The 20,375-nt window shown below is 66.4% G+C and carries 22 protein-coding genes and 1 pseudogene; 13 read left to right on the top strand and 10 right to left on the bottom strand.

Translation table 11 applies throughout. The features are described from left to right. Nucleotides 1-29: 29 nt before the first annotated feature. The 5 genes from ASE61_RS13215 to ubiT form a co-directional block, all read right to left on the bottom strand. Nucleotides 30-476, bottom strand: coding sequence for a pseudoazurin (locus ASE61_RS13215; protein ID WP_061967606.1), 447 nt, complete (start codon nt 474-476; stop codon nt 30-32). Between the two features lie 114 nt (nt 477-590). After that, the gene (locus tag ASE61_RS13210) at nt 591-962 is read right to left on the bottom strand and encodes a hypothetical protein (RefSeq protein ID WP_244492826.1); all 372 of its coding nucleotides are present in this window, start codon (nt 960-962) and stop codon (nt 591-593) included. 27 nt (nt 963-989) lie between these two features. Then, nucleotides 990-1,895 (bottom strand): ubiquinone anaerobic biosynthesis protein UbiV, encoded by a 906-nt coding sequence (gene ubiV, locus ASE61_RS13205; RefSeq protein ID WP_061967605.1) that lies wholly within the window; start codon nt 1,893-1,895, stop codon nt 990-992. Nucleotides 1,896-1,914: 19 nt separating this feature from the next. Next, entirely contained in the window at nt 1,915-2,892 is a 978-nt protein-coding gene (ubiU, locus tag ASE61_RS13200) for a ubiquinone anaerobic biosynthesis protein UbiU (RefSeq protein ID WP_061967603.1), read from the bottom strand. Continuing rightward, the gene (gene ubiT / locus ASE61_RS13195) at nt 2,883-3,410 is read right to left on the bottom strand and encodes a ubiquinone anaerobic biosynthesis accessory factor UbiT (protein ID WP_061967601.1); all 528 of its coding nucleotides are present in this window, start codon (nt 3,408-3,410) and stop codon (nt 2,883-2,885) included. Before ubiT ends, ubiU begins: the two co-directional genes overlap by 10 nt. Nucleotides 3,411-3,535: 125 nt before the next feature. On the opposite strand from ubiT, the gene ASE61_RS13190 reads away from it, so the two are divergent. Together ASE61_RS13190 and ASE61_RS13185 are read left to right on the top strand one after the other, a co-directional pair. Continuing rightward, complete coding sequence (locus tag ASE61_RS13190) at nt 3,536-5,056, top strand: UbiD family decarboxylase (protein ID WP_244492825.1); 1,521 nt, start codon at nt 3,536-3,538, stop codon at nt 5,054-5,056. Continuing rightward, nucleotides 5,053-5,640, top strand: coding sequence for a UbiX family flavin prenyltransferase (locus ASE61_RS13185; protein WP_061967597.1), 588 nt, complete (start codon nt 5,053-5,055; stop codon nt 5,638-5,640). Before ASE61_RS13190 ends, ASE61_RS13185 begins: the two co-directional genes overlap by 4 nt. A 105-nt stretch (nt 5,641-5,745) precedes the next feature. On the opposite strand, the gene hemN is transcribed toward ASE61_RS13185, so the two are convergent. Beyond that, nucleotides 5,746-7,089 carry an oxygen-independent coproporphyrinogen III oxidase gene (hemN, locus tag ASE61_RS13180; RefSeq protein ID WP_061967595.1) on the bottom strand — a complete coding sequence of 448 codons (1,344 nt, stop codon included), beginning with the start codon at nt 7,087-7,089 and terminating at the stop codon, nt 5,746-5,748. Nucleotides 7,090-7,698: 609 nt separating this feature from the next. On the opposite strand from hemN, the gene ASE61_RS13175 reads away from it, so the two are divergent. The 7 genes from ASE61_RS13175 (at nt 7,699) to ASE61_RS13145 (ending at nt 14,124) form a co-directional block, all read left to right on the top strand. After that, nucleotides 7,699-7,944, top strand: a complete 246-nt coding sequence (locus ASE61_RS13175; protein ID WP_061967594.1) for a hypothetical protein — start codon at nt 7,699-7,701, stop codon at nt 7,942-7,944. A 595-nt stretch (nt 7,945-8,539) separates the two neighbouring features. Then, nucleotides 8,540-9,076 (top strand): OsmC family protein, encoded by a 537-nt coding sequence (locus tag ASE61_RS13170; RefSeq protein WP_061967592.1) that lies wholly within the window; start codon nt 8,540-8,542, stop codon nt 9,074-9,076. Nucleotides 9,077-9,126: 50 nt separating this feature from the next. Next, nucleotides 9,127-10,149, top strand: a complete 1,023-nt coding sequence (locus tag ASE61_RS13165) for an ABC transporter substrate-binding protein (RefSeq protein WP_082617411.1) — start codon at nt 9,127-9,129, stop codon at nt 10,147-10,149. Next, nucleotides 10,136-11,155 carry an ABC transporter permease gene (locus tag ASE61_RS13160; protein ID WP_082617410.1) on the top strand — a complete coding sequence of 340 codons (1,020 nt, stop codon included), beginning with the start codon at nt 10,136-10,138 and terminating at the stop codon, nt 11,153-11,155. The genes ASE61_RS13165 and ASE61_RS13160 overlap by 14 nt, the downstream gene beginning before the upstream one ends. After that, the gene (locus ASE61_RS13155) at nt 11,149-11,955 is read left to right on the top strand and encodes an ABC transporter ATP-binding protein (protein WP_061967590.1); all 807 of its coding nucleotides are present in this window, start codon (nt 11,149-11,151) and stop codon (nt 11,953-11,955) included. Before ASE61_RS13160 ends, ASE61_RS13155 begins: the two co-directional genes overlap by 7 nt. Nucleotides 11,956-11,993: 38 nt before the next feature. Further along, a complete protein-coding gene (copC, locus tag ASE61_RS13150; protein WP_061967589.1) occupies nt 11,994-12,347 on the top strand; it encodes a copper homeostasis periplasmic binding protein CopC in 354 nt (117 codons plus the stop codon). 178 nt (nt 12,348-12,525) lie between these two features. Continuing rightward, nucleotides 12,526-14,124: a CopD family protein gene (locus tag ASE61_RS13145; RefSeq protein WP_156407086.1), complete on the top strand. Its 1,599-nt coding sequence runs from the start codon at nt 12,526-12,528 to the stop codon at nt 14,122-14,124. A 97-nt stretch (nt 14,125-14,221) separates the two neighbouring features. Here the strand turns inward: ASE61_RS13145 and ASE61_RS26920 are convergent. After that, nucleotides 14,222-14,347, bottom strand: a pseudogene (locus ASE61_RS26920) (PLP-dependent transferase); the annotation flags it as partial. A 228-nt stretch (nt 14,348-14,575) separates the two neighbouring features. Here ASE61_RS26920 and ASE61_RS27575 point away from each other — a divergent pair. Continuing rightward, nucleotides 14,576-14,839 (top strand): cytochrome P460 family protein, encoded by a 264-nt coding sequence (locus tag ASE61_RS27575; RefSeq protein WP_082617446.1) that lies wholly within the window; start codon nt 14,576-14,578, stop codon nt 14,837-14,839. A gap of 68 nt (nt 14,840-14,907) precedes the next feature. Next, a complete protein-coding gene (locus ASE61_RS13135; protein WP_061967583.1) occupies nt 14,908-15,453 on the top strand; it encodes an ureidoglycolate lyase in 546 nt (181 codons plus the stop codon). Nucleotides 15,454-15,925: 472 nt separating this feature from the next. Here the strand turns inward: ASE61_RS13135 and ASE61_RS13130 are convergent, their stop codons facing one another. Continuing rightward, a complete protein-coding gene (locus ASE61_RS13130) occupies nt 15,926-17,302 on the bottom strand; it encodes a PleD family two-component system response regulator (protein ID WP_061967581.1) in 1,377 nt (458 codons plus the stop codon). An 18-nt stretch (nt 17,303-17,320) separates the two neighbouring features. Beyond that, the gene (locus tag ASE61_RS13125) at nt 17,321-17,689 is read right to left on the bottom strand and encodes a response regulator (protein ID WP_061968283.1); all 369 of its coding nucleotides are present in this window, start codon (nt 17,687-17,689) and stop codon (nt 17,321-17,323) included. A 129-nt stretch (nt 17,690-17,818) separates the two neighbouring features. Here ASE61_RS13125 and ASE61_RS13120 point away from each other — a divergent pair, with 129 nt between their 5' ends. Both ASE61_RS13120 and ASE61_RS13115 read left to right on the top strand, forming a co-directional pair. Continuing rightward, nucleotides 17,819-18,109 carry a DUF3572 family protein gene (locus ASE61_RS13120; protein ID WP_061967579.1) on the top strand — a complete coding sequence of 97 codons (291 nt, stop codon included), beginning with the start codon at nt 17,819-17,821 and terminating at the stop codon, nt 18,107-18,109. After that, a complete protein-coding gene (locus ASE61_RS13115) occupies nt 18,106-19,455 on the top strand; it encodes a DNA polymerase IV (RefSeq protein ID WP_061967577.1) in 1,350 nt (449 codons plus the stop codon). Before ASE61_RS13120 ends, ASE61_RS13115 begins: the two co-directional genes overlap by 4 nt. Here the strand turns inward: ASE61_RS13115 and ASE61_RS13110 are convergent. Next, a complete protein-coding gene (locus ASE61_RS13110) occupies nt 19,412-20,257 on the bottom strand; it encodes a cell envelope integrity EipB family protein (RefSeq protein WP_082617445.1) in 846 nt (281 codons plus the stop codon). The two genes, ASE61_RS13115 and ASE61_RS13110, sit on opposite strands and share 44 nt — an antisense overlap. Between the last annotated feature and the right edge of the window lie 118 nt (nt 20,258-20,375).

Below are 20,375 nucleotides of genomic sequence, written 5' to 3'. Positions count from 1 at the left end.
CCGGCCGCGCCCGGTTGTCGGGGTTCGAGCTACTGCGCCTTGGCGACCTGATTGGCCTTGGCGACCAGATCGGCGAAGACCTGCTTGGCCTTGCCGGGATGTTTGGCGGCGCCGGCGGCTTCCAGGTTGGTCGGCTCGCCGACCACGATCAACGCGACCATGCCCATGCCGTAATGCGGCTTGCACTTGATGCCGTAGACGCCGGCTTCCTTGAAGGTGACATCGACCTGCTCGTTCATCTTGCCGAGGAAGGGCTCCGCGCCGGCCGGCATCATCTCGGCGATGCTCTCGGCGTTGTGGCTCTTGTCGGTGGGGACGAACTTCACGGTGTCGCCCGGCGCGATCTTCACGAGCGCAGGCTCGAACACCATGGCGCCGGCGGCGCCCTTGTTGAGCATCTTGACTTCGACCTCGGCGGCATTCGCGCCAGCGATCGCCAAAGCCATCAACGCGCCGGTTAGAACAGTCCTGAACATCTGACTTCTCCATCACCGCAGCGAACTCATCGGTTTCTCGCTGCACCGCAACACTAGCCGGATGGAGCCGGTCCGAATTTGCGATAGCGCAAAGATGGGGCGGGATTGAAAGGCCTACAGGCCGCGCAGCGCCGAAACCGCCGCATCCGCGCTGCGCGTGATCTCGACGAACAGCAGCGCGAACTCCTCGAAGACGGTTCGGTCGCTCTCAGCTTCGGTGACGGCATCGAGCTCCGACAGGAAATGCAGGATCGAGGCGATGCGCTCCTTTTGCTCGCGCGCTGCGGCGACCCGCCGGCGCGTCTCGCGTCGACGCTCCTGCTCGTCGAAGCGGGCGAGCGCCCCGTTCAGCGTTTCGCGGCAAGCGCAATCCAAATCTTCCGGACGCAGCACCCGCCGCAATCGGCAGATCAGCTGGCTCGCCGAGGTCGTCACCGCGATGGGCTCGAACGTGTGGTCGGCGTCTCCCTCATGACCGGCTTTCATGACAGGCTCCCTCCCGCTTCCCGGCGCTCAGCGCAATGCGCAGCTCTGCCCCGCATGGATATGGCCGGCCATCCCGTGCAGGAAACCGTTGGAGAACGGCACATCCGGATAGATTTCACCCAGCAGCCTCTCGGCTTCCTCCGGCTCGCTCCGCCCGTCGACGACGTCGCGGAACAATCGTGTGACCGCGACCATGTCGCAGTCCTGCGGAGAGAGGCGCAGCGAGGCAACACCGGCACGACGCAAGGCGGGAATGTCGGTCAACAGGCTGGCGCAGCTAGCCGACAGGGTCTGCACCCCGTTCACGGAGAGAAACCCGGCGCCGTCGAGCGTCTTGACGGGCATGCCGTCCGGATCCTTCTCGCAGACGAAGCGGCAATTATCCTTGGTCAGCTTGTGGGCACGCGCGTGATAGCAGCGCGCCGAGATCGCCAGCGGCACCTTGCCGAAAGCGAAGACCTCCGTCGCGAGCTGCGGCACGGCCGCCGAGATGGCCGCGACCGCGGGCAGCGGCAATTCCGGGGGCAGGCAGATGCGCGTCGCGCCGCGCTCGGCCAGGAACCCGGCGGCCGCCTCGTTGTACACGTTGACGAAGGGGCCGACCGCGAACGGCCTCGGTGCCAGCCCGCCCAGGCAGGTCAGGTCGTTGATCTCCACCTCGGCCTCGTCGCTCTCTATCAGCTCGCGGGTCTGGCGGCGTTCGCGCGGCAGCGAGATCAGGATCAGGCTGGAATGCAGCACGCGCTTGCCCGCCGCCTCCAGCCGTTCGACCACGGCGGGGATATGCTCCTGCTTGAAGGGCGCCCGCTTCGAGCAGACGGCCTCGCCGACGACCACGGCGTCGACCTGCGCCTCATCCGCGACGCGATAATGGAAATCCCGCCAGCGCTCCGGCGACCAATGATAGGGCACGGGTCCAAGGGTCAGTTGCATCGCCTGTTCCTTTGCGGGCCTAACGCCAGCCCTTGCGATAGGCGCCGACCGTGCTGGCCTGCCCTTCGGCCATGGCCGCCAGGCTGACCGCAGGTGGGCTGCGGCCTTCGTCGATCGCCGCGAGGATCTTGCGGAAGGAGCGCACCACGCCCGCGATATAGGCGCGCCCGCGCTGTCGGCCTTCGATCTTGAAGGCGGTCACGCCGGCATCGCGCAGTGCCGGCAGCATCAGGGCCGCGTCGAGGCTGACGGGCTCCTCGAAGATGTAGCCGGAGCCTTTGGGCGTGGCGAAACGCCCTTTGCACAAGGTCGGATAGCCCGCCGGCTCACCCTTGCCGAAGCTGTTGATGGTGAAGCCGCCCAGCGTGGAGAGGATGTGCCCGTCGCGCTCGGAATAGGCCACATGGCTCGCAGGCGAACAGACGCCGTTCATGTTCGGCGATTGGCCGGTGGCGTAGGAAGAGAGCGAGCATCGCCCCTCCTCCATCACGCAAAGACCGCCGAAGACGAAGACCTCCGTCTCGCAGGAGGTCTCGCGCACGATCGAGGCGATCTCCATCACGTTCAGCACGCGAGGCAGCACGACGCGTTGCGCTCCGAAGGTCTCGGCATAGAAGCGGATCGCGTCGGGATTGGCCGCGCCGGCCTGGACCGAGACATGGAGTCTCTGGCCGGGGTGCCGGCGATGCGCGTAGTCGAGCGTCGCGAGGTCGGCGAGGATCAGCGCGTCCGCGCCGGCCGCCACCGCATCGTCGATCGCCTCCTGCCAGAGGCCGAACGCCCCCGCACGCGCGAAGGTGTTGATCGCAACCAGAACCTTGACGCCACGCCTATGGGCGAAGGCGATGCCCTTGCGCAGCTCCTCGCGAGAGAAATTGAGACCCGGAAAGTTGCGCGCGTTGGTCTCGTCGCGAAAGCCGCAATAGACCGCATCGGCGCCCGCTTCGACGGCAGCTTCGAGACTGGCGGGCGTCCCGGCAGGGCAGATCAGCTCCATGTCTCGGCTCCCGAGGCGGCGGACCGCCCTTGCAGCTTTCTGCGCACCACATCGCCCAGCCTTTGGCCGAGGGGGCCGAACATTACGGCGCCGAAATCGATGCGCGCGTCGTCGATCGCGTTGCGCAGGGCCAGCGCCGCCGCGACATCGCCCTCCACCCAGAGAATCCGCGAGAAGAACAGAGCATCGCCGTCGAGCGTGCCCTCCGCCATGCCGACGAGCCCGGCCAGAGGCCCGCGGATGCAGGCATCGACGCCGGCCGGCAAGGCCCGCACGGCGTGCACCCGGGGCTGGCGCAGGCTTGGCTCCAGCACGAAGGCGAACGGCAGGTCTGTCGGATCGACGCCGAAGCGCTTGTCCGCATGCTCGCCGAGACGCCCATAGAGATCGGGATGGAGCCGCCCGATGCGATGCAGCATCAGCGCCAGCAGCGGCTGTAGCGGCGCGAGCGGCAACGGCGCGACGGCGCGCGCCAGCCCTGGCGGCAGCCTCGGCGGCGGCGGCGCCGGCCCGGTCATCTGTGGATCCGACATCGATCACCTCCGAGCCCCAATCTGGACCGGCAGCCGAAATCTTCGTTGCTCTGGCACAAAGACGATCGCTAATGAAACGGCGCATCGTCCGGCAACCGGAGCCCCTTGCCTTGCCGATCCGCACCCTGCCCCGTTTCCGCGATCTCAGCGCGTTCCTCGCCTATCTCGACGCCCACGGTCAGCTCCGGCGCATCGCCGAGCCGATCAGCGTCGTCCACGAGATCACAGAGATCCACCGTCGCGTCATCGCGGAGGATGGGCCGGCCCTGCTGTTCGAGCGCCCCCTTCTTGCCGACGGTACGGTTTCGTCCATGCCGCTGCTGACCAATCTCTTCGGCACGGTCGAACGCGTTGCCTGGGGTCTCGGGGTCGAGCGGGAGAACCTACTCCCGCTTGGCCGCGCCCTTGCCGAGCTGCGCGAGCCACGGCCGCCGCGCAGACTTGCCGAGGCGTGGAAGTCATTGCCGCTGGCGCGCGCCGCCCTGTCGATGCGGCCACGCGAAACGAAGCGCGCCCCGGTCCAGCAACGGATCTTCCGGGGCGATGCGATCGACCTGACGGCGCTGCCGGTCCAGCTCTGCTGGCCGGGCGAAGCCGCGCCGCTGATCACCTGGCCGCTGGTGCTCACGATGCCGCCGGAGCCCTCGCGGGAGGATGAAGGCAATCTCGGCGTCTATCGCATGCAGGTGCTCGGGCGGGACCGCGCGATCCTGCGCTGGCTCGCCCATCGCGGCGGCGCCCGCCACCACGAGAAATGGCGCCGGCTCGGCCGCGACATGCCCGTCGTGGTCGTGATCGGCGCGGACCCCGCCACGATCCTCTCGGCCGTTCTTCCTCTGCCTGAAACCGTTCCGGAGCTGCGCTTCTCCGGCCTGCTGCGCGGCGAGCGACCGGCGCTCGTCCCCTGTGTCAGCATTCCGCTGTCCGTCCCCGCGGATGCGGAGATCGTCATCGAGGGCCTGGTCTCGCCTGACGAGACGGCGCCGGAAGGCCCGTTCGGAGACCATACCGGCTACTACAATGCGGTCGAACCCTTCCCGGTCATGCGCGTCACCGCTGTGACGATGCGGCGGGCTCCGGTCTACCTCTCGACCTTCACCGGCCGGGCGCCGGACGAGCCCTCGCGGATCGGCGAAGCGCTGAACGTCCTGTTCCTGCCGCTCCTCCAGCGGCAGTTTCCCGAGGTGGTCGACGTCTGGCTGCCGCCGGAGGCCTGCTCCTATCGCATCGCCGTCGTCGCAATCGACAAGCGCTACCCCGGCCAGGCGCGGCGGCTGATGCTCGGCCTGTGGTCGCTGCTGCCGCAGTTCAGCTACACCAAGCTCGTGATCGTCGTCGATGGCGACATCGACCCGCGCGACTGGGCGCAAGTGATGTGGGCGGTCGCGACCCGCAGCGACGCCAGCCGCGACCTCATCACCCTCTCCGATACGCCGATCGACTATCTCGATTTCGCCTCGCCGAAGCCGGGCCTGGGCGGCAAGCTCGGCATCGACGCCACCAACAAGCTGCCGCCCGAGACTGATCGGGAATGGGGAAGGCCGATGGCAATGGCCCCAGGCGTCAGTGCACGTATCGATGCGCTCTGGCCTTCGCTCGGACTCGGACCGGGCTCAGGGAGCTCGCATTGAGCCAGCTGCACCGCGTCATTGTGGGGATCAGTGGCGCCTCGGGCGCTGCCATCGGACTCAGAGTCCTGGAGAGGCTGGCCGAGAGCGGCACGATCGAGACGCATCTGGTGATATCGCCAGCGGCCGAACGGACCCTTGCAAGCGAGGTCGACCCGGACGCTCCCGCACGGGCCCGCGCGCTGGCATCGCAATGCCATGATCACCGCGATATCGGCGCAAGCATCGCCAGCGGTTCCTTCCGCACGGCAGGCATGATCATCGCACCCTGCTCGATGCGCAGCCTTTGTGCCATCGCCTATGGTCAGCTCGGCGATCTCCTGACGCGTGCTGCCGATGTCCAGCTCAAGGAGCGGAGGCGCCTTGTGCTGGTGGCGCGAGAGAGTCCGCTACATCTCGGCCACCTGCGGGCGATGGCGCAGGTCACGGAGTTCGGCGCAATCGTCGCGCCGCCCGTTGCGGCCTTCTATCTGAAGCCGCGCGATATCGCCGAGATCGTCGACCAGATTGCCTTGCGCGCACTCGGGCTGCTCGCCCTCGAACGCGAAGCCGTCACCTCCAAAGAATGGCGCGGTGGTGAAGCGTAACGGTCGGAGGCCGCATCTCGCGCCATTGCTCATCTCATCTGCGGTCTGTCGTTACCCGCTCGCGAGCTGCGCCGTTGAGCGACTGCCATGCCGTTGGTGCGGCGCTTAGACGGCGCGGCTGTATTGCCTCGGTGCGTGATCGAGATGGGCGTCGAATGTTGATGCTACCTTGCGGACTAAAAGCCGCGCATCCTCCGGAAGCCGCAGGCGGCTGCCGTCGAAATTCACCACCCCTTCCTGCGCGAGTTTCTCAAGCGCGCAACGTGACGAGGCGAGCGCGTTGGCATGGACTGGATGGCGGGCGCAGATGGCGTCGATATCCACGTCGAGGTCACACATGACGCGCTCGATCAGCTCTGCACGCAGCATGTCTTCGGGTGTCAGCCGATACCCTCGCGCGATCGGCAACTTGCTGCCCGCAATCCGCTCGGCATAACGGCCGATCACCACCTCGTTCTGGACATAGCCCTGAGGCAGGCGCCCGATCGCCGATGCGCCGAGGCCGATCAACGCCTCGCACGGATCGGTTGTGTAGCCTTGGAAGTTGCGGTGGAGCCGCCCTTGCGACAATGCCCTGGCCATCGGATCGTCTGGACGGGCAAAATGATCGAGCCCTATGCTGACATAGCCGGCCGCAACGAGGCTGCGTGCCATGGCCTCCGCCTGTTCATGACGCGCTTCGCCATCCGGCAGGTCCTCTGTCGCGATCCGGCGCTGATGTTTCTTGAACTCCGGCACATGGGCGTAGCCGAAGATCGAGAGCCGGTCCGGCTGCATGGCCAGGCATTGCTCGACGGTTTCAAGGCAGGATCGCGCGGTCTGCTTTGGCAGACCATAGATCAGATCGAAACTGACGGAGCCGATGCCAGCGTCGCGTAGCCCGGCAACCACGGTGGAGGTCTGCTCGACGCTCTGGATGCGGTTGATCGCCTTCTGCACCTCGGGATCGAAGCTCTGCACCCCGAGACTCGCGCGATTGACGCCGGCCGCCGCCAGTGTCGCCGTCATGGCGGGCGCGAGGCGGCGCGGATCTATCTCAACCGCGATTTCCGCCTCGGGATGAACCGCGAAACGCTGGCGTAGCAGTTCGACGAGCGCTCCGAATTCCGCTGGTTCGAGGATCGTCGGCGTGCCGCCGCCGAAATGGACGTGCCGCACGTCGACAGGCGCCGCCAGCTGCTCCGCCACCAGCGCGATTTCGCCACGCAGCGCCGCGAGATAATCGATGATAGGCCCGTTGCGCAGCGCCACCGTGGTGTGACAGCCGCAATACCAGCACATCGAGCGGCAGAACGGCACATGCAGATAGAGCGACGTCGTCGTCCCGGCCGCCAGCGCCTTCAGCCAGCGTGCATAGCATGAACTGTCCACGCCCGCGTGAAAGTGGGGTGCGGTCGGGTAACTCGTGTAACGCGGGAGCCGCTCGTCTTGATATGGCGTATTCTGCATCGCGCGGCTCCGATAGGCGCTTCGGTCAACTTGTTATCTAGCCTTTCGGATGCTCGCGTTGTTTGATATCCCGCAAAGTATCGGCTCTGCAGCGCGAATGAGGGTCGCATGTTGGGGATTGATCCACAGAACTTCCTCGGCGCGGAGAGATGCACGCCGGCGGCGACGGCCGTTGGCCTGATTGAGTTGGGCGGAGGTAGCCCGCATGTTGCGCAGCAGCTAGCTCACGTCTGGATCTGCGGCTTCGTCGCCTATCATCTTGACCAATTTCAACCTACAGGTCGGCGGAACCTTGGAGGATGTAAGAGCGGAACGGCCGAAAGTCGAGATCGCTCACGGGTGATCTGCGCGATTACCCCTAAAGCGCGCATCGTCTTGCGCCATCCAAAAGTGGCAGAAGGTCGGCGACTTGCTGAAAGGATCGTCGCGCCTTCAGACCGACTGTCGCGCAGACGCGACAAGCTTCGCACGCACTACCCGGCGAAGGCCTGAGGCGAAAAACTCGGTTTCGCGGTAACCCTCAAAACCAACGTTGTAAGCGTCTGAAAAGGCTAGCTTCGACCCCTGCTTTGCCACACGAATTGTACTGCCCGGAATCGGACGTTCCCGATGTCGGGAAAGGGCCATTTCCGGGCAGTTCCGGACACTCTGGCCCAGGCGAGGCTGCGCACCATCGTCGGCGTTGGCATACCGCTCGACGCCATCGAGGGTAAAATGAAGCTGAACTGGGACAAGTCGATCAAAGATCGGCTCCGCGTCATAGCGGCTCTCGAGGAGCGAGGTGGCGAGAACGGAATAGCCATCGCCGACGTCATCCGTAGTCAACCCGACATCTTGGTCGCCATCGCGGGCTAAGTTTGAGGAGTCCGGGCGCCTAGCCAGAAGGACGCAACCTCCCCGGCTCGGGGGCCCTCCCCGCGCACAGCGGATAAGGTCGCCGCCTGCCGGTGCGAACGCAAGCCCCGGAAATCGCCACGGTCCGACATCCGGTCGATGCGGTGAAGATGTCGATCGCCTCGTCACCTCGCCGGATACAAAACAAATCATCGCGTTCTGCCGCGAAAAACGCATATTCTATTTCATTGCCAATAATAATTACCCAAGCAATAATATTGAACGCGATGACGTTTTCAGCGTCTTCGCCGCGGGATTTGCTGGAGCAGCTTGCGCCGCGTCAACAACGCTAAAAGCACCACGATGTCTCGTGGGCTCCTTTTGTTTTGGAGACGCGAATGTCCATGACGTTCAGCACAGCAGAGTTCGCAGCCGGCTCGCTCTTCCATCGACGGCTTTGACCTTCGGAGCCTGAGGACGGGCCGCCTCTCCGCGCTCCCTTCGAGCCCATCCACAGCTCAGACAAAGCAATCTCGCGCCAGCCGCAATCGCGGCTGCGTGACCGAGTGCGCGCGCCTGTCCAGATTCCTTCCTCACGCCAGACCGGGACGCCACCATGTCCAATCTCACGGAATATCTCGCCCAGAAGCGCGACGCCCTGCTGCGCCGCAAGGCTCATGCCCGCTCGGGAGAAGCCAGTCCGCTGAAGCTGCAGGCGCAAGCCCATGCCGAGGGTCGCAGCGGCGTCCGGCGCATCCGCATCCGCGACTTCCAGGTGATCAGCGACAGCCCGCCGGATTTCGCCGGCTACGATCTCGGGCCGAGCTCGCCTGAACTGCTGCTCGGCGCACTGTCGAGCTGCCTGACCCATACCTACCTGATCCAGGCCGCCGACCAGCAGATCGCTCTGGAGGATGTCTGGGTCGAGGTTCACGGCCAACTCGACCCGCGCGCCGGAACGCCCGGTCACGAGACCACGCCGATCTATCCGCACGACCTGTCCTACACCGTCAGGCTCACGACGGACGCGACCGAGCTCGACGCCTTGAATGCCACCGTCGAGCGCTTCTGCCCGATCCTGAACCTGCTCCGGCAGGGTGTCGAAGTGCGCGGCACCGTCGAGCGCGTGCCGGCCAATCGCGCGGCAGCCTGACCCTTTCCCGAATGACCATGCAGCCCCGTGCAGAGCGGCAAGGAGCGATCATGACCCAGCAGACCAATTTCCCCTCCCGCCGCACCTTGTTGCGCGGAGCCGCCGCACTTGCCGCCGCACCGCTGGCCGGTTTGGCCGGGCAACATGCTTTCGCTCAAGCCTCGCCGCTGAAGCAGCGTCAGACGATCAAGCTCGCCTGGGGCCAGACGGCCGTCTGCCAGTCGCCGATCTCGGTCGCGCTGAAGCAAGGCCTGTTCGAAAAGTACAATCTCGCGGTGGAGCCGGTGAATTTCAGCGGCCCGACCGACGCCCTGCTGCAAGCGATCGCGACCGGCCATGCCGATGGCGGCATCGGCATGGCGCTGCGCTGGCTGAAGCCGCTGGAGCAGGGCTTCGATGTCGGCCTCACCGTCGGCACTCATGGCGGCTGCATGCGCCTGCTGGTGCCCGAGGCCGCCAATATCGGCAGCCTGAAAGACCTGAAGGGCAAATCCATCGCCGTCACCGATCCGGCAAGCCCGGTGCGCAACTTCTTCGCCATCCGCCTCGCCGAGATCGGGCTCGATACCGAGAAGGACGTGAGCTGGGTGCAGTATCCGCAGGATCTGTTCGGCGAGGCGCTGAAGAAGGGCGAGGTCCAGGCGCTCGCGGGCGACGATCCGCATCTCTACCTGATCCGTGAGCGCGATAAGCTCGTCGAGCTCGCGACCAATCTCGAAGGCCAGTATGCGAAATCGACCTGCTGCGTGCTGGGCCTGCGTGGCGCCCTGATCCGCGACCAGCCCGAGGTTGCCGGGGCCGTCTCGCGCGCGATTGTCGAGGCGCAGGCCTGGACCGCGGCCAATCCCGACAAGACGGCCGAGATCTTCGCACCCTTCGTTCCGGCCAAGGTCACACCCGAGACGGTGGCCGCAATCCTGCGCAGCCACACTCATGATCATCACTCCACCGGCGCGGCGCTGCGCGACGACGTCGCGCTGTTCACCGAGCAGCTCAAGCTCGTCAACGTGATCCGCAAGAACACCGACGCCAAGGCCTTCGCGCAGAAGATCGTGCCCCATGTCCCCGTTTGAACAGACCGGCACCGCATCGGCTTTCGACCAGCCACGTCTGCAGGTCGACGGCTCGATCCTGGCACGCGGCGCGCTCGCCACTGCAGCCTGGACCGCAGTGGCGGCCTCCGTCACGCTGCTCGCCAACAAGAAGGTCGGCTTTGCCGACCCGCTCTATGTCGGCGAGACCAATGCCGGTTTCATCGGCTGGGCCGTCCTGCTGGCGCTGGCGACGGCTGTCGGGGCGCTTTGGCCGCCGCTCGGCCGGCGCCTCGGCCGGGCGGCCCCCTGGCTCGTCGTCCTCGCGCTCTTCGTCGGCATCTGGGACCTGCTGACGGCGAAGCTCGGCCTGCTGCCCGTGCCCTTCTTTGCTCCGCCATCGGCGCTGGTCGAGGTCTATGCGGAGGACTGGCCGCGGCTCGGCGAGAGCGTGCTGCATTCGCTGCGGCTGCTGGCGCTCGGCTTCCTGTTCGGCACGATCTCCGGCTTCGTGACCGGCGTGGCGATCGGCTGGTCGCGCGGGCTGGGCTACTGGGTCCATCCGGTGCTGCGTTTCCTCGGGCCGATCCCCTCGACCGCGCTCCTGCCGATGGCGTTCTTCTTCTTCCCGTCGAGCTTCTCGGCCGCGATCTTCCTGATCGCACTCGCCACCTGGTTTCCGGTCACGGTGCTGACCTGGTCCGGCGTCGCCAGCGTCGACAAGGCCTATTACGACCTAGCCCGGACGCTGGGCGCCGGCCGTGCCTTCCTGATCTTCAAGGTCGCGATCCCTGCCGCCCTGCCCCATGTCTTCGTCGGCCTGTTCATGGGGCTCGGCGCCTCGTTCTCGGTGTTGGTCGCGGCCGAGATGATGGGGGTCAAATCCGGGCTCGGCTACTATCTGCAATGGGCGCAGGGCTGGGCCGCCTATTCCAATATGTACGGCGCGCTGATCGTGATGGCGCTGATCTTCTCGAGCCTGATCACGCTGCTCTTCGCGCTGCGCGATCGTCTGCTCGGCTGGCAGAAGGATGTGGTGAAATGGTAACCGCGCAGCTCGCCGTCTCGACACAACCCGGCGCGCCTGCGTCCAACGGTGCCGAACTCACGATCGCCGGCGTCTCGCACGCCTTCGATCTCGAAGGCCGCCCGTTGCCGGTGCTCGACGACATCGATCTCGATATCCGGGCCGGCGAGTTCGTCGCCCTGCTCGGGCCGAGCGGCTGCGGCAAGTCGACCTTGCTCAGGCTGGTCGCAGGGCTCGAACAGCCCTCGCAGGGCCGCATCGCGGCGGCGGGAGAGGAGATCACCACGCCCGATCCCTCTCGCGTCGTCGTCTTCCAGGACCCGACGCTCTATCCCTGGCGCACCGTCTGGAAGAACGTCGCGCTCGGGCTCGAGGCACGCGGCCTGCTCGCCAGCCAGAAGGGTCGCGTCGACGACGCCCTGAAGACAGTCGGCCTCGCCGGTTTCGAACGGGCGTTCCCGCGTCAGCTTTCAGGCGGCATGGCCCAGCGCGCCGCACTGGCCCGCGCCCTCGTCAACGATCCCAGCGTACTCATCCTCGACGAGCCGCTCGGCAAGCTCGACTCGCTGACGCGGATCGCGATGCAAACCGAGATCGCTGAACTCTGGCGCCAGCGCGGCTTCACTACGCTGCTCGTCACCCATGACGTCGAGGAGGCCTTGTTCCTGGCCCAGCGCGTCATCGTGCTGAGCGAGCGTCCGGCCCGGATCAAGGCCGAGATCGTCAACGACCTGCCCTATCCACGCCATCGTCGCGATCCGCGCCTGGCGGAATTGCGCGGGCAGGCGCTCGCCCATCTCGGGCTCGACGCGAGCTGGTAGGCCCGCAATCTCACTTCTTTCATCGCAGGACCCTATCCATGTCTCGACGCATCGGGCTGGCGTTTGCCCTTTCTCTCGCCGCATCGCAGGCCTTCGCGCATGCGCATCTCAAGACCGCCTCTCCGGCCGATGGCGCAACGGTGGCCGCTCCGGCGGAAATCACCCTCGGCTTCACCGAGGACCTCGAAGCCAAGCTCAGCAGCATCACTGTCAAGGATGCCCGCGGTGGGGTCGTCAGCACAGCACCGGCAGAGGCCGTGCCCGGCGATCGCAAGGCGCTGAAGGTCCGGCTCAAGCCGGTTTCGGCGGGCACCTACACCGTCGAATGGGCCGCGACGTCGGTCGATACCCACCGCGTCACCGGGCAGTATCGATTCACCGTCAGGCCTTGATGTGGACGTTCTAATCGGGGCGGCGCTGCCGGCGGCCCGCTGGCTCCACCTGGCCGCCCTGCTCTCCGGCCTGGGCATCGAGGCCTTTCGCCTGCTGTCGCAAGGCCCGCTCGCCACCACGCCGGATGGCCGGCAACTGCTGCGCCGCCTGTCCTCCGGCAGCCGGTTCTCGGTCATCTTGGCGCTCGCGGGCGGGGCGGTCTGGTTCTGGCTGCAAGGCAGCTCCATGCTGGGGCGTCCCCTCGGCAGCCTCGAGAGCATTGCCGCCGTAGCGGAGACACGATTCGGCGAAGTGCTGCTGTCGCGCGCCGGCTTACTCGCCCTTGCGGGCTTGCTCCTGCGTGGCGACGGCGTTGTCCGAACAGGCGCGCTGCTTCTTATGACCATCGCGGCTCTGATGCAGGGTCTGCTCGGGCATGGAGCCGCCACCGACTTCTGGACGACAGCAGCTCTGGGCCTTCACGTCCTGGCAGCCGGCCTTTGGCTCGGCGCATTGGCCCCGCTTCTGGCCGTCTGCCGGATGCTGCCGGCCCAGGCGCCCCTGCTCGCCCGCCGTTTCACGCCGCTCGGTCTGGCTTGCGTCACCGTTCTCGCGGCGACATCCATCCTTCAGGTGCAGGTGCTGGTCGGCACCCTGCCCGGGCTGCTGGGCACCGCATACGGCCAGCTCGCGATCGCCAAGATCGCCCTGTTCGGCGGTCTCCTGCTGCTGGCTGCCGCCAACCGCTTCCGTTTCGTGCCCGCAGCCGCAACGTCAGGCTCGACGCGTACCCTCGCCCTGTCGATCGCCGCGGAAACTGGGCTCGGGCTGGCGATCGTCGCCGTCGCGGCGGCACTGGCCAATCAGCCACCCGCGGTCCATGAACAACCGACCTGGCCTTTTGCCTTCAGGCCGGTCCCGGCGCCATGGAGCGACGCCTATCTTCGCGACGGGCTGTCTCGCCTGCTTGTCCCCGCCACCATTGCCCTCGCACTTTTCGCCCTGGCGGCCGGGTTCCGAAAATTACGCTGGCCCGCCCTTCTCGCCGGGGCTGTGGCATTGGCCTTCGCCCAGATTCCGCCTTGGCGTCCCTATGTCGTCGCCGCGGTTCCGACGAGCTTCCAGCTATCTCCCACCGGCTATGGCGCACGCTCGATCGCGGCAGGGCGCGAGCTGTTCCAACGCGATTGCGCAAGCTGTCACGGCGCGGACGCGCGCGGGCGCGGCCCGGTCGCGGTCGCGCAATCCGTCTGGCCACCAGACCTCTCCGCGCCGCTGATCGCCGGGCGCCCCGGCGGCGAACTGTTCTGGTCGATCCGCCACGGCAGCGGCCCGATGCCGCCGGCTGCGCAACTGGACGATGCCGCGATCTGGTCGCTGGTCGACTTCATCCGCTTGCGTGCCGGAGCCCGCATCTTCTCGCCGCCGGAGATGCGCTGGTCCGGAGCGGCGCGGATGCCGGGTTTCGTCGCCCGTTGCGCCGACGGCACCCTCGTCACTCCCGGCAACGGAGCCCCCTTGCGTGTTTGGATCGAGGGTGACGAGCATGGGGCCGGCGCACGGGTGCAGGTCGACGATTCCGCGCGGCTATGCCCTGTCGAGGATCCCGAGCCATTGGCGGCAGCCCTGGCCGAAGTCACCGCCAGCGCTTCGGCGCCTGCGCTGGTTCTCGTCGATGCGAATGGTTGGCTACGACGCGCATTCAAGACGGAAAGCAGCGCCGCACCGGACATGGTCGCGTCCGAACTCGCCGAGATTCGCCGAAGCCCTCTGGATGGAACCGCTCTGCATCACTGATGGCCGCCCTTGTCGCCGAAGACATCCCTGAGACGCAGATCGCCGGAATTCCGGCGCGGGATGTCGGACTCCAGGCGAACGCGTGGGCACGAGATGGTCAGGAACCACCCCGATTGGCTGCGACGAGTGCTCTTTCCAGATCCGCGATCAGGTCCTCGACATCCTCGAGGCCGATCTGGAGGCGGATGAGGGTGTCCTCCGCATCGGCCTGCTTCAGCGTTCGGGCCAGGATCGGACTCCAAGGCCGACTATGCCAAGGGCGTCCACTACGCCACGGTCAATCGCGAGACCATCCGCGAGGAGCTGTTCGTCAGCCCTGAAGCCATCGAGGCCTTGAAGCCATCGAAGCCGTAAAGGTTGGCCGCCCGATGCCGAGTGGCACGGTGATCACCATGGAAGATCACCGCGACGGCAAACTCTATCGCTACCTGGTCATGGAGAAACGGACCGGCTGGGCGCCGGCCACGCGCCGGAGCTCAGGACCGGTGATTGGGAGTTCCAGTGGTTCAATCCCGACCGGAGTACGAAGGCCGGAGAGAATCTCGGCCGCTGTCGATCCTGCCATGTCGGGCAAGCCGCGAACGACTTCGTCTTCACGGCCGACCGGATGAAGGCTGCGCGGCAAGATGGTGGCCCCGAAGCCCGCCATGCCGGGAAGGTCATCGCCTGGGTCGCTCGATCATCATCCGCCATCACGCAGCTCGACAGATCGTGATGGCATGAGCCAGAACGGCAGCATCGGGCGCGCATATCCGCCCCGGATGCCGCGGGAGAAAGACCGACATGATGCCTGGCAATGAGATCAAGGGCGGGCTTCCCTCGCCTCACCCGTTGCGCGTGATCCCGGTCACGAAAATCGCCTTCGAGCCCTTCGGCTGGCTGGTGGAAACGGGCGATTCCGGCCGGGCTGCGAATAACGGGACGGCGCGCCGGCACGACGTCCACGCGCATACCGCCGCCGACGTCCCGCCAGGGTCCAGGCTCGTCACCTCGATCTTCGAAGCGACGCGGCAGCAGCCGGCTCCCGCCATCACGATGCTCGAGCGGCATGTGAATTCGGTTCAATTGATCATGCCGTTGGGTGGCGCCGGCCACATCGTCGTCGTCAGCCAAGCCGGCGCGGACGGCATGCCCGATCTTGCGACGCTCGCCGCCTTCGCCTTCGCCGCGTCGCAGGGAATGGTCTACCGCAAGGGGCTCTGGCACCATCCGATCATGGCGGTCGGCGCGGATGCCCGCTTCCTCGTCCAGTCCTGGCAGAATGGCACCGAGGCCGATTGCGAAATCCGCGCCATCGGGCCCGTGGCGCTGGCTCAGGACGCTCCCTGAGCATCCGCCAAGTATTGCGTGAAGTATTCGCGTGATGGCTGCAAGTGCCGCCTCGCAAGGCGAGGTGGCCGGCCGGCGGCGGTTCTGAGGAGGCCAGAATTCCGTCACCGACCGGCCGAGCCCTTCGGTTTCCCAGGAGATGCGGCGGACCTGAGCACCCGAGGGGCGTTTCGGAGCGATCTTTGGGATCGCTGCGTCGCACAATCTCTACAATGCGCCGCATCCGAATCAATCAAATCCGACCGATCGACCCTCTTCATCGATCGTTAACCCTACCCACTAAGCTTAAAGCTCGCGATCGCCGCCGGAGCAGCAACGCTATTCACGCATCGACTTCAGAAGCTTGCCTCAGGGACTTGAGAGAAAGCGCGAAGGCACCGTGAAAACGCTGCGCCAAGCGCTCGCTGCACATGCAAGCGCCCTCCCCGAGCGATGGCTGGAGCAGGCTTGGGCGCCCGGCGGATGCTCTGCTCTATGCCGCGCTGGCGACGATCACGCGGTTGCGGCCGCTCGCCTTGGCCCGGTAGAGCGCATCATCGGCCCGCTTCATCATGTCGGCAGAGGAGGCGTCGCCGGCGCGCCGGCTCGAGACGCCGACCGACACCGTGACCTTGATGTCGCGCGTATTGTTCTGGACCGCGAAAGGCGCGTTCTCGACGCGCTCGCGGATACGTTCGGCGACACGATAGGCGGCATCGCGCCCGGTATCGGGCAGCACCACGACAACCTCCTCGCCGCCCATGCGCGCGACGAGGTCGATGCCGCGCGTGCAGGCGCGCACGCGATCGGCGAATTCGCGCAGGACTTCGTCGCCGACATCATGGCCCCAGCTGTCGTTGACCGACTTGAAATGGTCGATGTCGAGGACCAGCAGCGACAAGGAGCGGGCGCGCAGCGCCGATTCATCGAACATCGCCGCGAGCCGGTTGTCCATGAAGCGGCGATTATGCAGCCCCGTGAGCTGGTCCATCACCGCCATTTCCATCGAGGACTGGACGCTGTCGCGCAGCCGCTCGGTGAAGCGCTTGCGGCGCACCTGGGTGCGTACGCGCGCCAGCAACTCGTTGCGGTCGATCGGACGCAGCAGGAAATCATGCGCCCCGATCTCGAGGCCACGCAGGATGCGGTCGCGGTCCTCGGTCTCGCCCATCAGCAGCACGGAGATGTTGCGCGTGCGCTCCAGCGAGCGCAATTGGCTGCACAGGCGCAGGCCGTCCTGCCCTTGCAGGTCCAGGCTGACGACGACCGCGTCGAACTCGCCTTCGGCAGCGCGTATGACGGCCTGCTGGGCATCGCTCTCGACCTCGACGGCATGGAAGGCCGAGAGCGCGCTCTGCAGCCTTTCGGCGACGTTGGGGCGGTCCTCGACCAGCAGGATGCGGCCGTTCAGGCCGGTCTCGGCCGCCGCCGTCGCCAGCGGATCGGCAATGCCCAGCCGGACGGAAGCGATGGCGCGGCTGCGCAATTCGTCGGTCATCGCCTTCAGCCGCGCTAGGCTGCGCACGCGGGCGAAGAGCGCGGTATCGTCGAGCGGCTTGGTCAGGAAGTCGTCGGCGCCGGCATCGAGCCCCTGCAGGCGATCGCGGGGCTGGTCGAGCGTGGTGACGATGATGACGGGGATATGCGCGGTCGTGGGTGCACCCTTCAGCCGCCGGCAGACGTCGAAGCCGTTCATGCCCGGCATCATCACGTCGAGCAGGACGATATCGACCTCGCCGCGCTCGCAGAGGGCAATTGCATCACGCCCGTTCGTCGCCGTGACCACGCCGAAATACTCTGCCGAAAGCTTGGCTTCGAGCAGCTTCACATTCGCGGGAATGTCGTCGACGACGAGGACGCGGGCAGTCATGGCTGTGCTTTCGCCGGCTCAGGCCGCGCCGGCATAGGTGCGGACGGTTTCCAGGAACTTCGCGACCGAGATCGGCTTGGAAAGATAGGCCTCGCAGCCGCCTTCCCGGATCCGCTCCTCGTCACCCTTCATCGCGAAGGCCGTGACCGCGACGACCGGGATGGACTTCAGGTCGTCATCCTCCTTGATCCATTTGGTGACTTCGAGCCCGGAGACCTCCGGAAGCTGGATATCCATCAGGATCAGCGCCGGATGATGCGTCCGCGCCAGCTCGATCGCCTCGATGCCATCCGACGTCTTCAGCGTCGCATAGCCATGGGCTTCGAGCAGATCGTTGAAGAGCTTCATGTTGAGCTCGTTGTCCTCGACGATCAGAACAGTCTTCATCGGGCCGCCCTTCATTTGCGCCGGGAGCGCCACACCGATGGCGGGCTTTCCAAATTGGCGGCATCATCAGATGATTGCGTAGCACGCGAGCAGTTGACGAAACGCAAACCGGATACGCGACTCCATCCCATGATACGACGCCCCACAACGGACGAGGCAGAGGCGCTCGCGCTGCAGGCTCTGGCCTTCCTGGCTTCCGAACCCGAGCGGATCGAGCCGTTTCTGAGCACGACCGGCCTCAACCCGGCCAATCTGCGCCAGGCTGCCGGCGAGCCCGGCTTCCTCGCCGCCGTGCTCGACCATATCGGCTCGAGCGATTCGCTCCTCCTGGAATTTGCCGGAAATTTAAGGCTGAATCCCGAAATCGTCGCCGATGCCAGGCGCGTCCTCGCCAGGCCGGAGCCGGACGACTTCTCTTGAGCGCGGGCGCGCCCTCGTCGCGCTGGCTCTGCCGCGACTGCCTGGCGGACCACGACGCGCTCGGCCCGCCGAAGCGCTGCCCGGCCTGCGGCTCGCCGCGATTGCTCGGCCATCCCGAGCGTGACAGCTTGAGCCTCGCCCATATCGATTGCGACGCCTTCTACGCCACGATCGAGAAGCGCGACGATCCCTCGTTGCAGGACAAGCCGGTCATCGTCGGCGGCGGCAAGCGCGGCGTGGTCTCGACCTGCTGCTACATCGCCCGCACCTATGGCGTGCGCTCGGCCATGCCGATGTTCAAGGCGCTGAAGGCCTGCCCGGAAGCCGTGGTGGTCAAGCCCAACATGGCGAAATACGTCGCGGTCGGCCGCGAGGTCCGGCAGTTGATGCGCGAGCTGACGCCGCTGGTCGAGCCGCTCTCGATCGACGAAGCCTTCCTCGACCTTTCCGGCACGGAGCGGCTGCACCATGCCAGCCCGGCGGTGACGCTGGCGCGCTTCGCGGGGCGTATCGAGGCCGAGCTCGGCATCACCATCTCGGTCGGGCTGTCCTATGCCAAGTTCCTGGCCAAGGTCGCCTCCGATCTCGACAAGCCGCGCGGCTTCTCGATCATCGGGCGGGGCGAGGCGATAGCCTTCCTCGCGGGGAAGCCGATCAGCCTGATCCCCGGCATGGGCCCCGCCGGCGTCGCGAAGCTTGCGGAAGGCGGCTTCAAGCTCATCGGCGACCTGCGCGAGGCGCCCGTCGACAAGCTTTTCAAGCTCGCCGGCAAGGACGGCCCTCGCCTCAAGAATCTCGCCAACGGCATCGATACCCGCCAGGTCACGCCCGAGCGCGAGACCAAGAGCGTCTCAAGCGAGACCACGCTCGACGTCGATCTCGCCCGCTTCGAGGAGCTGGAGCCGATCCTGTGGCGGCTCAGCGAGAAGACCTCGAAAAGGCTGAAAGCACAGGAGCTTGCCGGCCGGACCATCACCCTGAAGCTGAAGACCGCCGACTTCCAGATCATCACCCGCGCCGCCCGCCTGCCGGAACCGACGCAGCTCGCCGCCCGCCTCTTCACGGCGGGGCGCGACTTGCTGAAGCGCGAATGCAACGGGGCGCATTACCGGTTGATCGGCATCGGCGCGAGCGACTTCAGCCCACCGGAGGCCGCTGACCATGGCGATCTCGCCGACACCGCGACGCCGCGACTGAAGGCGATGGAGGGCGCGCTCGACAAGTTGCGCGCCCGCTTCGGCGACGAGGCGATCGGCAAGGGCCTGATCCTTCGCCTACCGCAGCGCCGCTCATCCGAGCCCTCTATTTCGCGCAAGGCTCCTGAGGAAGAAGATCCAGACGCGTAAGCGTGCCGCGCAGTGCGAACGAGCCATAGTCGAGCCGGATCGCGCCGGTGACGCCGTTCTCGTAGAGCTCGAAGGCGATGCTGTAGGCCGGCGTCGATTCGCCAGATCCCGCCTTGAAATAGGAGATCGTCACTGGCCAGCGCGCCATCTTCTCGAATTCGGGGCGCTGCAGCGGCTTCTCGGAAGGCTCCGCCTCGATCCGCTTTCCGATGATCGAGAGCGTGTCATAGACCTCCTTGCCGGAATTCGCACCGTCATAGAGGCGCACGCTCAGCGTCTTCTGGCCGGCGCGCGCAGCCTGGATCACGGCCTTCATCTGCGCGTTCGGGAACAGCGCGTCATTCGTCTCGCGATAGATCTCGGCCTTGGGCTGGCGCAGCTTCACCTCATAACCGCTGCCGTTCTTCTGGGCGGTGCCGTCGACGGTATCGGGCTTGGCGCCGCCCGCGGTGCTTTCGGTCTTGAAGCGGTAATTCGCGCCGTCGCCGGCCTCGAAGCTGGTGGTGCGGGCGTCGATCAGGCGTGGCCCGGCCTCGGTGCCGAGCTGCGTCACCTGCCGGAAGGACAGCGCATAGCCTTCGCAGGCGTCGCCGGTGAACTCAAAGGCGATGCGGCCCTTCGCGGTCTCGATATTCCCGGACGGTTTGCCGTTGTCGAGCACGAGATCGTAGACCGCACGATGCGGTGCGAGCACCACCCGCTCCGTCGCTGCCTGAGCCCAGGCGGGCGCCGCGGCCAGAACCAGCGCCCCCGCGAAAACCCCGCTCGCCTTCGTCGCGAGCTTCGAGACTGTTCCGTTCATGCGCCGCTTGTCCATTGTGACCTGTGCGAAATCTAGGTGCATCGCGGCAATGGCGCAAACATGGCAACGGACCCGCTCTTGAGCATCGCATCAGCCCTGCCCGCCCGACATGCCCGCA

The sequence above is a fragment of the Allobosea sp. Root670 genome (genome assembly GCF_001429415.1).
Lineage (GTDB): Bacteria > Pseudomonadota > Alphaproteobacteria > Rhizobiales > Beijerinckiaceae > Allobosea > Allobosea robiniae.
Note: the sequence above shows the minus strand (reverse complement) of the source record. Positions and strands in the feature narration are given on the sequence as shown.

Coding starts and splice junctions, on each gene's coding strand:
- ASE61_RS13155 (WP_061967590.1), top strand. CDS start 11,149: ATGGTAACCGCGCAGCTCGCCGTCTCGACACAACCCGGCGCGCCTGCG.
- copC (WP_061967589.1), top strand. CDS start 11,994: ATGTCTCGACGCATCGGGCTGGCGTTTGCCCTTTCTCTCGCCGCATCG.
- ASE61_RS13210 (WP_244492826.1), bottom strand. CDS start 962: ATGAAAGCCGGTCATGAGGGAGACGCCGACCACACGTTCGAGCCCATC.
- ASE61_RS13125 (WP_061968283.1), bottom strand. CDS start 17,689: ATGAAGACTGTTCTGATCGTCGAGGACAACGAGCTCAACATGAAGCTC.
- ubiT (WP_061967601.1), bottom strand. CDS start 3,410: ATGACCGGGCCGGCGCCGCCGCCGCCGAGGCTGCCGCCAGGGCTGGCG.
- ubiU (WP_061967603.1), bottom strand. CDS start 2,892: ATGGAGCTGATCTGCCCTGCCGGGACGCCCGCCAGTCTCGAAGCTGCC.
- ASE61_RS13175 (WP_061967594.1), top strand. CDS start 7,699: ATGTCGGGAAAGGGCCATTTCCGGGCAGTTCCGGACACTCTGGCCCAG.
- ASE61_RS13120 (WP_061967579.1), top strand. CDS start 17,819: ATGATACGACGCCCCACAACGGACGAGGCAGAGGCGCTCGCGCTGCAG.
- ASE61_RS13130 (WP_061967581.1), bottom strand. CDS start 17,302: ATGACTGCCCGCGTCCTCGTCGTCGACGACATTCCCGCGAATGTGAAG.
- ASE61_RS13135 (WP_061967583.1), top strand. CDS start 14,908: ATGATGCCTGGCAATGAGATCAAGGGCGGGCTTCCCTCGCCTCACCCG.
- ASE61_RS13170 (WP_061967592.1), top strand. CDS start 8,540: ATGTCCAATCTCACGGAATATCTCGCCCAGAAGCGCGACGCCCTGCTG.
- ASE61_RS13165 (WP_082617411.1), top strand. CDS start 9,127: ATGACCCAGCAGACCAATTTCCCCTCCCGCCGCACCTTGTTGCGCGGA.
- ASE61_RS13160 (WP_082617410.1), top strand. CDS start 10,136: ATGTCCCCGTTTGAACAGACCGGCACCGCATCGGCTTTCGACCAGCCA.
- ubiV (WP_061967605.1), bottom strand. CDS start 1,895: ATGCAACTGACCCTTGGACCCGTGCCCTATCATTGGTCGCCGGAGCGC.
- hemN (WP_061967595.1), bottom strand. CDS start 7,089: ATGCAGAATACGCCATATCAAGACGAGCGGCTCCCGCGTTACACGAGT.
- ASE61_RS13110 (WP_082617445.1), bottom strand. CDS start 20,257: ATGAACGGAACAGTCTCGAAGCTCGCGACGAAGGCGAGCGGGGTTTTC.
- ASE61_RS13215 (WP_061967606.1), bottom strand. CDS start 476: ATGTTCAGGACTGTTCTAACCGGCGCGTTGATGGCTTTGGCGATCGCT.